Source organism: Pseudanabaena sp. 'Roaring Creek' (assembly GCF_001402795.1).
In the GTDB taxonomy this organism is placed as follows: Bacteria; Cyanobacteriota; Cyanobacteriia; order Pseudanabaenales; family Pseudanabaenaceae; genus Pseudanabaena.
On sequence record NZ_LIRE01000683.1, the window covers coordinates 1 to 9,105 of the forward strand.

The following is a 9,105-nucleotide window of genomic DNA, read 5'->3' on the forward strand; positions in this document are numbered from 1 at the left end:
ATCGCTATCAAATGCAAGGTAAACAGATCGCCCGGTCCCGATGAAATCTTTAATCATCGGATTGATGCGCCCATGAAATTGACCAGTACTAACACCTGCGATAGAGATGCAGACATAACCATTAGTAATAGTTGCGCCTGCTTTCTTTGCTCCTTCGGTGAGAATGATAGGCACAAGGCTATTATTTTTAACCCATTGCCAGAAGCCTTGGGGATAGTCATCGGGCAAGATCGGAACTTCCCATTTTTGGGCTATTTTTTCCCAGATGCGATCGGGAATTTTTAAAAATAGTGGTTCGGGGGGCGCTTCTTTGTTGGATTTGATGGGTGATTCGTACTTAAAGATTTTCTCTTTGTCGCCATTGGTAACAGTTCTGGGACTGTCGGGCTTAAATTGGAGTCCCGAATATTCGGTGTTTCGTCCGAGACTATCACCCCAAACCGCCCAACCGCCGCCGTTTTTCCATCCGCTTTTCCAGCGTCCAGTTTTCCAGCCTAGGAGATAGCTGATTGTGCGCTCATCGGTCACAGTGCGGACATTCATCCGCACTATATCGGGGTCTGTTTGTTCCCATTCCTTGAGATGAGCTTGAGATAGTTCATCAATTATTTGTGTTGAGGGCATTGTTTTATAACAGGGTCAGTTGTCCTAAACGCTCGGCTTTGAGCCGTTTTTTGAGTTTCATTTGTGCTGTGTCATATCTGGCATGACATGGGAAGCAGAGGGCTTTTAAGTTTTCGGTGCGGCAATCTTCAGGTTTGTGGTTGAGATGGGCAACGGTGAGGGTAAATCTGTGGGGGCGTTCTTTGTATCCCCATTCGCCTGTCTCATCACAAGAGATGTAGTCTGAGGTGTCGTTATACCATCCCGTTTCGCCTTGGTCTAATAGCCACCGAACAAAATCAACCCATGCAACTTTGGGCTTTCGGCATGGTCTGCCACAGTTTTGACAAGTCCAGTTGGCTGCCTCTTTGATGGAAAAGGCGATCGCTTCCCAGTTATGAGGGTAAAGTTTGCGATTCATCGGCATGGTAATCACCTTTGCGTAATCTCTTTCCGTTAGTTTCTGGATTGATGGAATACATAAAAGAAGCTTGATGAGCAGTCAGGTCAAGTAAAAACTCTCGACTACCACACCAGTTACAAGCCTTAACCTCTCTGACCTCTTGAGATGCAAGGTCTATTTCCATCTGGCATCTATAACACTGAATAAATCGATTGTTTTTGTTTTTTGCCATAGCTTTGATTTGATGGGTTTGATCGCCTAATTGCACCAGTGGTAATTAGGCGATCGCGTGATTGGTTAAAGCTTGGTTACAGAAGAAACGCTTAGATAGCCGTCAATAAGCTGGACAAGGATGTTGCCTTCTATGAGTAAAGGATTGTATTCATGAGGTTCAATCAAATGGCGGCGAATATCATGCTCAAAGGCATCTCTACGCTCTTTAGATTCTGTCAATTGATCGGATAGAGATTCAAAGCGATGTTTTTCCTGTAGATAGGCTTGAACCAATTCGGCTGGGGATAGATTGTTTTCCATAGGTTTAGGGCTTTGGTAAAAGTTTGAGTAGCTTGATTAGGCTTACTTGTCGGTATTTCTCGGTGAAGAGAAAACCTTTCTCTTGGGGCTGAATTTCTTCTAGCCAGACTTGCTTATTTCGGGTGATGCCTTTGGCAAGGCAAAGCGGCTCATCTAGCCTGTATCGTCTAGAAGTCGTCGTCATAGCCGTAGGAAATTCGGCGATCGCCAAAATCAAGCAATGCATTTTTGATGATCGATTTGAGATGGCTCATCCTGAAATCACGGACTTTGTGAGATAGCTCGATTTGTCCGTGACGGTGTGAGGCGATCGCCACTAACTCAAGGGCTTTAAGGCAAACAATCACATCATCTTTAAATTGATTGAAAGCGTTGATATGAGTGGTTTGGGCTTGCTTTAAGGCGATTGCGTGTTGAGCTTCTAATTGCTTGACTTGTTCCTCTAGCTCGTTGATTCGCTTGAGGTTGTCGAGGGGCTGCTCTAAAGCTTCGTTGTCAGGTTGTAGCATGGGGGATTACTTGAGTATCGTGTTTTCTGGAGTCAGCGCAAGCGCGAGGGGCTTGGCTGTAACTTTGGGCTGGTTCTTAGTGGGCGGCGAGGAGGAGAAGTGCTAGCGAGATTGCTCTCATTTCTTCACTTCGTCGGTAATCAGTCGGGCTAGGGTCTGGACGAGGATTAGGCTCTCGGAAACGTTGAGGGCTTTGAGCCATTGGGTAGTTGTGGCACTGAGAGAGAGAATCTCAAACCCGTCGATCGCTTCTAAAACTTCGCTGGTTATTTCGTTTAATAGCAAAGCCTTGGAAATGGTAGGAAGCTCGATAATTTCGGCGGTTATGTCTGAGGGCAAAGGCTTAGTTACGGGTGCGATTGTCATGGATGAATACCTTGCTGATAAAGAATTTGATTTCTAGGGGGTTAGGCATTGATTTGATGGATAAAGTCGATGGTTTGCGCCCAGTCTTTGGTGGCGAGCAATCCGTCAGCGGGGATGGTTTGAATGAAGCCTTTGATGAGTGCTATCTGAGTGAGGACAGCTTCACGCTTGATGTCTAGCTCTAGCCATTCTTTGATTGATGTCTTTGGATCTCGTTGCCTTTCAGTGGCTTGCAGATAGGTCTGCTTAGCCTCAGCCAACTCGTTAGGCGAAAACAAAGTACTCATGCACTCAGCCTCCGCACATCGTAGCGACCATCTTTAGAAGCAGACCGTCTAGCCTCAATCGCCTCAATCAAATCTTGCTCCTTCATTTGCAGCCCTGAAGCTGCCTTCCTCAAAGTCTTGACACTCATCCCTTGACGGTGTTTTAGATAGCGACACCATTGGGCGTTATCAATACCAGTCAATGTTTGAAGTTCGATCAGAGACTTCTTCATAAACTGTTCTTTTGTCATGTAAATGCCGAAAACGTCAATTGCTTTCTTGCAGGATAGGCATGATTGACGAAATCGTCAATACCTAGCTTTAGGATTAAATTAATTGACTAAAGTTGCAACAAAATACCAGTTTCTTAAGTCTGTGCTTAAATATGCTTATTGACTAAATCGTCAAGACGTGAAAGAAAAAAATATGAACTCAGGAAAAGCTTTAGATTACGTCATCAATCATTTTGATTTACAGGCAAAGCAACTGGCTGAACTGAGTGGAGTCGCCGCTGAGACAATATCTCGTTACAGGAATAATTCCAGAGATATAAAGGCGGATAATCTAGTAAGCATATTGAGAGCTATGCCATCCGAAGCGAGACACATGTATGTCGCTCTTGTAGCGGACGAGCTGGAGAGTATCCCACTCCCAAAAGTCGCATAACTGATCCGACAAGCGGATCAGTTAGCAATCGGAAGCAGATCGGAAAGAGATCGAAAAGTAGTCGGAATCAACTCCTAACGGATGAGAACGGCTCAGAAGAGGAGCTGAATGAGATGATTGATCGGATAGGAACCAAGATGGATTTGAATCAATCTGATTCGTCATTAATATCTGATTTAGAAAATCTAAGTCTGAGAAAGGGAGCAAAAACATCGATCATTTTTTGGCTAATGTTTTTCTTGCTTTGATCTCATTCCTGCAACCAGACAGTCAAACTTGCTCTAAAAATCACCTCTAGCAAACCACAAATATTGTTTGTCTTTATGCTTAGGGTTTAGCTCTATCTTTTAAGAGATGCAAAGGAACAAAGAAAGGCGATCGCTAACTTAGCGATCGCCTTTCTTGTAGGACGTTAATCCAAGTATTACCAGAAAAGGCTAAAAATGTTATGATTAAATGCTTAGTTAATGAGGAAATAACTAGGGAACAGATCTTTTCTGAATTAACAAAATAGATTGCAACTTTAAGCAAGGAGTTGATATGTCTGCATGGATGCCGAGGAGCGTTAGCTGGTTACGGGTCAGCATTCTCATAGGTATAGCTAGCCTGATGAGTGGGGGATTAATATTTTCTGGGAGATATGGGAAATTCTTACTTTTTGGTAATACAAATCCAAGTCTGTTTTTACTCACTCTCGCGATCGCATTGGTTTTACCATTCATTGCTTATGCCTATATTCACTGTTGGCTGTTGGGGAACAAGCCAGAGGGATGGGCTAAAAAAATACCATCACCCTCAAGCATCAAAGAGGCAGCTTTATCCTATGTGGTGATGTTTTTCGGAATATTGATAGCCCTAGTAATCACCTCACCCTTTATCCCAAATTCATCTCGTTACACTGGTCGCTACCTGCAAGACTTAGAGGTGTTTTCGGCGGGAGTTGCTTTTACATGGGCTGTAGTCAGTATTTATATATTTCATGGCTATGACCTCATCAATAATCCGCCTTCCAAAAAATCGGTTGATAAAGCCAAGTCTGAACCAGCAAATAACAAAGTCAATTCGGTGGATCGTGACTTAGTGAATCTCAAAAATAAAACTGGCATTCATTTCAAACAGCCACCTAAACGATAAAGTTTGCTACCCTCATAAATGAGGACACCAAAAGAGGCGATCGCTAATTTAGCAATTTTACAACTGCACAAAATCTACCTGCAAACAGATAAAGCCTATGTACAGCAAAGCTTTCAACGGCTCACAAAATTTATAAAGCGAGATTGGCAAATGACACAAGATAACGAACCAGCAAGGCTAGAAGCTGCATTAATAGCGCTGACTCAATCAGTGCAAGTTTTGATAGAAGAAACAAGGGTTACAAATACCAACATCAACAGCCTAGTTGAGCATCTCTATACCCGTAACGATGTCGTAGCCAATGACGTAGTAGACATCAAAAACGAGTTGTATGAATTTAAAGAAGTATTTAAACAGCAAGCCCTAACCGCCGATCGCTATGCCAGTGCTGCCCAAGCTCAAGCACTCGCCGCCCAAGCTCAAGCCGAATCGGTCAAAGTCCAATCTGATACCGCCAAAACCCAAGCAGAAAACATCCGACTAATGATCGAAATGCTCAACCGAAAACAGGCTTAACGATGAAGGCGATCGCCAAATTAGCGATCGCCTTGCTATGCTGCCAAGTCTCGCAAAGTCACACTGGTTAGATATTCGCAAACAGCTATATAGCAGTCATCATTACAATTTTCGCCATTGCCTAACCGATCGGCGAACTCATTTAGCAATTGTGTAACGCTATTTTTATAAGCCTTTAACTCATCAAATAATCTCAAAATGTAATCGCTCTCATCAGCAATTTGTGCAGATTTATCTCGGTCAATGTGGTTATTAGCACGGCTCAAACTTTCCGCATTGCGAGACTTTGCCACAGTACGAAATAAACGGCGATCTCTAGATAATCTTTGTTTGATATAGGCTTGCAATTCCGCTAAGTAGATTGCGTTACTTGCCATAAAGCTACCTAAATCAAATAGCGTAACGCTATTGTCTGCATGAGACTTTTTGGCATTGGTGACAACTTGGCATAACTCACAAACTAGATCGGCCTTTACATTCTTGCGAGATTTCAGTAACTCCCATAAGTCAAGTTGAAGATCGCGATCTGGTAAGTTTTCACCAATGGCAACGGCGATCGCTGTAGAGATATCACCGTTAACCACTTGCATAAACAACTCATCACAAAGCCTTGCAAGTGCTAAACCTTGTGAGCAGACAGTCTTAGTAAGGTCAATATTTTTAGGCAAGTTATCAGAGCTGTATCCCATATCTCTGAAGAACTTACCAGCGTCTATAGCATTGCCTTTATCGTCTGCGATATTCGCTAACGCGCCGATCGCCCTTGCTTCTATGGCATTACTAGCATTTATATACTTAACCCATAAAAGCTCTATACCCAAATTTAAAGCGAGTGTCACACGGTTGTGACCATTAATCACATATGTTTTCCCATCATCAGGATCGAGCCAAACCAGTATCAACCCAGCTAGATTATCATCCCATTGCTTAACCTCTCTCAAGCTACCCGTAGATCCGCTTGCACCATGTATAAGCTTGTATTGAAATCGTTTTGGATTTAAAACCAATTCTCTAATATTAATTTTTTGAACTTCTTGATTAGTAATAAATAATTGATTATTTTCTAAAGCCTTTATATAAGTTTGAACTTTAGAGATATGTGCGATCGGTATTCTTATCGGTTTTGTAGTACCTGACAAATATTTGTTTTTAAAATTTGGATTGCCACGTTTAGGGATATCTAGATCGAGCGTGGTTTGTGTTGGATTGAAAAAATGTAGCTGACTCATTGCTTTTATAAATTGCGTTACGCTATTTATTCTACATAGGTTAAGATTATAGGTCAATAGCGTAACGCAATTTATAGGATCTTTAAAATAATTGCGTAACGCTATTGACAGTCACAAAATAGATGCATAGAATAACGTTACGCAATTATTCAAGCCAATCAAAAAAGCTAATGGAATATAGATCTTTTTCTTCCTGCGACAATAGATTTTCTATTTATTTTGAGGTTAACTTTGAGCATCAAGAGATAGCAAAATTGCACTCACAAGCAATATCAAAACGATGCTATTTCGATCATGCCTTTAACCGTATTTCTCTTGACGCTTCTATTTACGAAAACAAAGCTTACTATCCACAGGGCTACATTGTTTTCGATATGGATAGCCTAGCCATTTGGTCTTTTAAAAACCTGCTAGCAGTTGCGAGATTTATAAAATCTCGATCTGTGTAGTGCAACAAACAGCGATCGCCTATTTATGAGATAGGCGATCGCTTTGAAAACATTTTTTTTACAATCAGGATTAAACCTTATGCAATTATCACTCATTCCCGATCTAGTACCAGCGCAAACTACAGTCCAACAACAGGCTACCTCTAGACAACTTAGCCTCAATATTTTAGGCAGTGTCGCAACCGTACCAGCTAGCACAAAACCTAAGCAGATTTTAAGCACTTCAGAGGCTTGGTACAATGGCAAACTTTGCACAGTTTTGAAGCGTTCAAAAGAAGAATTGGACGGGTTAACCTTCAAGATTTGCACTATAAAAACCCATTGCGGTCAAGTGCTAGACGTACCAGAAAACCACGTCACAATTTTGTAAATCGCACCAAATTAAAAGCAATAGCGTAACGTGACAATAAATAGCGTTACGCTATTGCTTTTTTGTGGTTATTGCTGTTTAATGAATAGCGTTACACTATTTTTTAGAAGCGATGACGACAGAAGTACCAAAAAAGAGAGGGAATCCAACCTTTAAGGCTGTATGGTCACAACCTGCCGACAAGGTGATCAGAATCCCCGAATACTTAGCGGATACTTTGCTAAGTTTGGCGCGACAAGTTGACGGAGGCAAAATCAAACAGGCTCAACTTAATCAACTTTGCCTTAATCCCGACGATATCAGCCAAGAGCTAACCGCAATTACTGGTAAGCCAGCTTTAAGCATTGCCCCCGTTTCTCAAGCAACCGATAATGCTCAACTACTCGAAAAAATCGAAGAGTTCGAGGCGGCGCAACGCGCCGCATGGGGAACATTGCCGCAGCATCGAGGCGAATTTTCGACAGATTCGGCAAGGTGGGCGAAGTATCATGAGTTCAAGGACTGGCTAGCTAGACAAAAATAACCACACCAAACTAAACAATAAGAAAGGCGATCGCTAATTTAGCGATTTTGTGCGGTTATGAATCATTCCAATCCGAATCACATAAAATCAAGTTAGACAAGAAAATAAACCAATGACTGAAAGATGGACAGATGAACGATTAGACCGATTTGCCGACAAGGTGGAGCGGATTGCTGACAAGATCGATCAACAAGGCGAACAAATTAACAAGCTGATTGAGGCTCTATATCTAGAATTGCCCAATATCAAAGCCGAAATCCACAGCGTCAGCGAAGAAGCCAAAGAGCAACGCGAAACCCTCCACACTGAACTGGTAGAAATTAAGGAAATCACCAAGCAGCAAGCCTTAAACATCGATCGCCTCTCAGTCGCCGCTCAAATTCAAGCCGAAGCCGCGAAAGTCCAAGCAGAAAATATCCGCCTAATGATTGAAATGGTTAACAGGAAACAGGCTTGATTTGCTACCTTCACCAATGACGACACCAAATAACCAAGAGAGGCGATCGCTAATTTAGCGATCGCCTCTCTTGGTTATTTGGTGTGCTTAATTACCATTACAGACTAAGTAATAATAGATTGTGTAGCGTTACAAAAAATCTAATGGCAAAGCTTAGATTCCATGACACTAAAAGATGCTCTGACATAGGCATGAAAGAGGATGGCTTTTACATCTTCAGTTCAAGAGGTATTCGTCTTTCTGGTGTATTTAAAACCTATGAAGAGGCTGAGGATGCATTTGGTGAATATTCAGACTCATTAGAGATCAAGTTTTACCAAGCTGGACTTTTATCAAGCTTTGATTTTGTTTAGCAGTTTAGCAAAATAGTCTAAACCACCCCATCAACCAGAAAGGCGATCGCTAATTTAGCGATCACCTTTCTGGTATCTGCCTTGTCCATCCTGTTTAATATTCCTTAGTTTTGTAGATCGCGTAAAGACTTAAGATTATTGCGAACAGTTTTTGTATTTGGATGCTCCAGACCTAGCAAAACTTCCAGAATCTTTAGTGCTTTCATGTAAAGGGTGGCTGCTTCTTCATATCTCCCTTGCGAACGATACAGCCCTGCGAGGTTGTTGATACTGGAGGCGACATCGGGATGGCGCTCGCCTAACAGTTCTTGCCTCAGGGCAAGGGCTTGTTTATACAGTGGTTCTGCTTCTTCATATCTCCCTTGCGATTTGTACAGCAATGCGAGGTTGTTGATACTGGAGGCGACATCGGGATGGCGCTCGCCTAACAGTTCTTGTCTCAGGGCAAGGGCTTGTTTATACAGTGGTTCCGCTTCTTCATATCTCCCTTGCGATTCGTACAGCGCTGCGAGGTTGTTGATACTGGAGGCGACATCGGGATGGCGCTCGCCTAAAATTTCTTGTCTCAGGGCAAGGGCTTGTTTATACAGTGGTTCTGCTTCTTCATATCTCCCTTGCGATTCGTACAGCCCTGCGAGGTTATTGATACTGGTGGCGACATTGGGATGGCGCTCGCCTAAAATTTCTTGCATCAGTGCAATGGCTTGTTTATACAGTGGTTCTGCTT

The 9,105-nt window shown here is 42.5% G+C and carries 18 protein-coding genes; 7 read left to right on the forward strand and 11 right to left on the reverse strand.

All coding sequences use genetic code 11. The features are described from left to right. The 9 genes from AC805_RS19105 to AC805_RS19135 all read right to left on the reverse strand — a co-directional run. Positions 1 to 624 (reverse strand): DUF3854 domain-containing protein (locus tag AC805_RS19105; RefSeq protein WP_156341479.1); only part of this gene is annotated, 624 nt, incomplete at its 3' end. A gap of 4 nt (positions 625 to 628) precedes the next feature. Beyond that, positions 629 to 1,030, reverse strand: a complete 402-nt coding sequence (locus tag AC805_RS19110; RefSeq protein WP_055076870.1) for a hypothetical protein — start codon at positions 1,028 to 1,030, stop codon at positions 629 to 631. Further along, positions 999 to 1,190, reverse strand: coding sequence for a hypothetical protein (locus AC805_RS25790; RefSeq protein WP_156341480.1), 192 nt, complete (start codon positions 1,188 to 1,190; stop codon positions 999 to 1,001). The genes AC805_RS19110 and AC805_RS25790 overlap by 32 nt, the downstream gene beginning before the upstream one ends. 113 nt (positions 1,191 to 1,303) lie before the next feature. After that, a complete protein-coding gene (locus AC805_RS19115; RefSeq protein WP_055076871.1) occupies positions 1,304 to 1,540 on the reverse strand; it encodes a hypothetical protein in 237 nt (78 codons plus the stop codon). 4 nt (positions 1,541 to 1,544) lie between these two features. Further along, the gene (locus tag AC805_RS25795; protein ID WP_197278790.1) at positions 1,545 to 1,724 is read right to left on the reverse strand and encodes a hypothetical protein; all 180 of its coding nucleotides are present in this window, start codon (positions 1,722 to 1,724) and stop codon (positions 1,545 to 1,547) included. Further along, the gene (locus AC805_RS19120) at positions 1,708 to 2,049 is read right to left on the reverse strand and encodes a hypothetical protein (protein ID WP_055076872.1); all 342 of its coding nucleotides are present in this window, start codon (positions 2,047 to 2,049) and stop codon (positions 1,708 to 1,710) included. Before AC805_RS19120 ends, AC805_RS25795 begins: the two co-directional genes overlap by 17 nt. A 117-nt stretch (positions 2,050 to 2,166) precedes the next feature. Next, a complete protein-coding gene (locus tag AC805_RS19125; protein ID WP_055076873.1) occupies positions 2,167 to 2,415 on the reverse strand; it encodes a hypothetical protein in 249 nt (82 codons plus the stop codon). Between the two features lie 41 nt (positions 2,416 to 2,456). Beyond that, positions 2,457 to 2,702 carry a hypothetical protein gene (locus tag AC805_RS19130; protein ID WP_055076874.1) on the reverse strand — a complete coding sequence of 82 codons (246 nt, stop codon included), beginning with the start codon at positions 2,700 to 2,702 and terminating at the stop codon, positions 2,457 to 2,459. Next, positions 2,699 to 2,932, reverse strand: a complete 234-nt coding sequence (locus AC805_RS19135; RefSeq protein ID WP_055076875.1) for a hypothetical protein — start codon at positions 2,930 to 2,932, stop codon at positions 2,699 to 2,701. The genes AC805_RS19130 and AC805_RS19135 overlap by 4 nt, the downstream gene beginning before the upstream one ends. Positions 2,933 to 3,107: 175 nt before the next feature. On the opposite strand from AC805_RS19135, the gene AC805_RS27500 reads away from it, so the two are divergent. The 3 genes from AC805_RS27500 to AC805_RS19150 all read left to right on the forward strand — a co-directional run bounded on the left by AC805_RS27500 (position 3,108) and on the right by AC805_RS19150 (position 4,997). Next, positions 3,108 to 3,347, forward strand: a complete 240-nt coding sequence (locus AC805_RS27500) for a helix-turn-helix transcriptional regulator (protein WP_055076876.1) — start codon at positions 3,108 to 3,110, stop codon at positions 3,345 to 3,347. Positions 3,348 to 3,887: 540 nt separating this feature from the next. Next, entirely contained in the window at positions 3,888 to 4,481 is a 594-nt protein-coding gene (locus tag AC805_RS19145) for a hypothetical protein (RefSeq protein WP_156341483.1), read from the forward strand. Positions 4,482 to 4,499: 18 nt separating this feature from the next. Further along, complete coding sequence (locus tag AC805_RS19150; RefSeq protein ID WP_055076878.1) at positions 4,500 to 4,997, forward strand: hypothetical protein; 498 nt, start codon at positions 4,500 to 4,502, stop codon at positions 4,995 to 4,997. A 35-nt stretch (positions 4,998 to 5,032) separates the two neighbouring features. On the opposite strand, the gene AC805_RS19155 is transcribed toward AC805_RS19150, so the two are convergent. Beyond that, entirely contained in the window at positions 5,033 to 6,226 is a 1,194-nt protein-coding gene (locus AC805_RS19155; protein WP_055076879.1) for a hypothetical protein, read from the reverse strand. Positions 6,227 to 6,754: 528 nt separating this feature from the next. On the opposite strand from AC805_RS19155, the gene AC805_RS19165 reads away from it, so the two are divergent. The 4 genes from AC805_RS19165 (at position 6,755) to AC805_RS19180 (ending at position 8,378) form a co-directional block, all read left to right on the forward strand. After that, positions 6,755 to 7,045 carry a hypothetical protein gene (locus AC805_RS19165; RefSeq protein ID WP_055076881.1) on the forward strand — a complete coding sequence of 97 codons (291 nt, stop codon included), beginning with the start codon at positions 6,755 to 6,757 and terminating at the stop codon, positions 7,043 to 7,045. Between the two features lie 112 nt (positions 7,046 to 7,157). After that, complete coding sequence (locus tag AC805_RS19170; RefSeq protein ID WP_055076882.1) at positions 7,158 to 7,568, forward strand: hypothetical protein; 411 nt, start codon at positions 7,158 to 7,160, stop codon at positions 7,566 to 7,568. A 112-nt stretch (positions 7,569 to 7,680) separates the two neighbouring features. Continuing rightward, complete coding sequence (locus tag AC805_RS19175) at positions 7,681 to 8,025, forward strand: hypothetical protein (protein WP_055076883.1); 345 nt, start codon at positions 7,681 to 7,683, stop codon at positions 8,023 to 8,025. A gap of 143 nt (positions 8,026 to 8,168) precedes the next feature. Next, positions 8,169 to 8,378: a hypothetical protein gene (locus AC805_RS19180; protein ID WP_055076884.1), complete on the forward strand. Its 210-nt coding sequence runs from the start codon at positions 8,169 to 8,171 to the stop codon at positions 8,376 to 8,378. A gap of 104 nt (positions 8,379 to 8,482) precedes the next feature. On the opposite strand, the gene AC805_RS19185 is transcribed toward AC805_RS19180, so the two are convergent. Then, positions 8,483 to 9,105: tetratricopeptide repeat protein (locus tag AC805_RS19185; RefSeq protein ID WP_156341484.1), on the reverse strand; the 623-nt coding region annotated here is incomplete at its 5' end.

Excerpts from the sequence above, each read along its gene's own strand:
- AC805_RS19135 (WP_055076875.1), bottom strand. The coding sequence starts at position 2,932 with ATGACAAAAGAACAGTTTATGAAGAAGTCTCTGATCGAACTTCAAACA.
- AC805_RS25795 (WP_197278790.1), bottom strand. The coding sequence starts at position 1,724 with ATGACGACGACTTCTAGACGATACAGGCTAGATGAGCCGCTTTGCCTT.
- AC805_RS25790 (WP_156341480.1), bottom strand. The coding sequence starts at position 1,190 with ATGGAAATAGACCTTGCATCTCAAGAGGTCAGAGAGGTTAAGGCTTGT.
- AC805_RS27500 (WP_055076876.1), top strand. The coding sequence starts at position 3,108 with ATGAACTCAGGAAAAGCTTTAGATTACGTCATCAATCATTTTGATTTA.
- AC805_RS19130 (WP_055076874.1), bottom strand. The coding sequence starts at position 2,702 with ATGAGTACTTTGTTTTCGCCTAACGAGTTGGCTGAGGCTAAGCAGACC.
- AC805_RS19170 (WP_055076882.1), top strand. The coding sequence starts at position 7,158 with ATGACGACAGAAGTACCAAAAAAGAGAGGGAATCCAACCTTTAAGGCT.
- AC805_RS19180 (WP_055076884.1), top strand. The coding sequence starts at position 8,169 with ATGGCAAAGCTTAGATTCCATGACACTAAAAGATGCTCTGACATAGGC.
- AC805_RS19155 (WP_055076879.1), bottom strand. The coding sequence starts at position 6,226 with ATGAGTCAGCTACATTTTTTCAATCCAACACAAACCACGCTCGATCTA.
- AC805_RS19145 (WP_156341483.1), top strand. The coding sequence starts at position 3,888 with ATGTCTGCATGGATGCCGAGGAGCGTTAGCTGGTTACGGGTCAGCATT.
- AC805_RS19175 (WP_055076883.1), top strand. The coding sequence starts at position 7,681 with ATGACTGAAAGATGGACAGATGAACGATTAGACCGATTTGCCGACAAG.
- AC805_RS19115 (WP_055076871.1), bottom strand. The coding sequence starts at position 1,540 with ATGGAAAACAATCTATCCCCAGCCGAATTGGTTCAAGCCTATCTACAG.
- AC805_RS19165 (WP_055076881.1), top strand. The coding sequence starts at position 6,755 with ATGCAATTATCACTCATTCCCGATCTAGTACCAGCGCAAACTACAGTC.
- AC805_RS19150 (WP_055076878.1), top strand. The coding sequence starts at position 4,500 with ATGAGGACACCAAAAGAGGCGATCGCTAATTTAGCAATTTTACAACTG.
- AC805_RS19110 (WP_055076870.1), bottom strand. The coding sequence starts at position 1,030 with ATGCCGATGAATCGCAAACTTTACCCTCATAACTGGGAAGCGATCGCC.
- AC805_RS19125 (WP_055076873.1), bottom strand. The coding sequence starts at position 2,415 with ATGACAATCGCACCCGTAACTAAGCCTTTGCCCTCAGACATAACCGCC.
- AC805_RS19120 (WP_055076872.1), bottom strand. The coding sequence starts at position 2,049 with ATGCTACAACCTGACAACGAAGCTTTAGAGCAGCCCCTCGACAACCTC.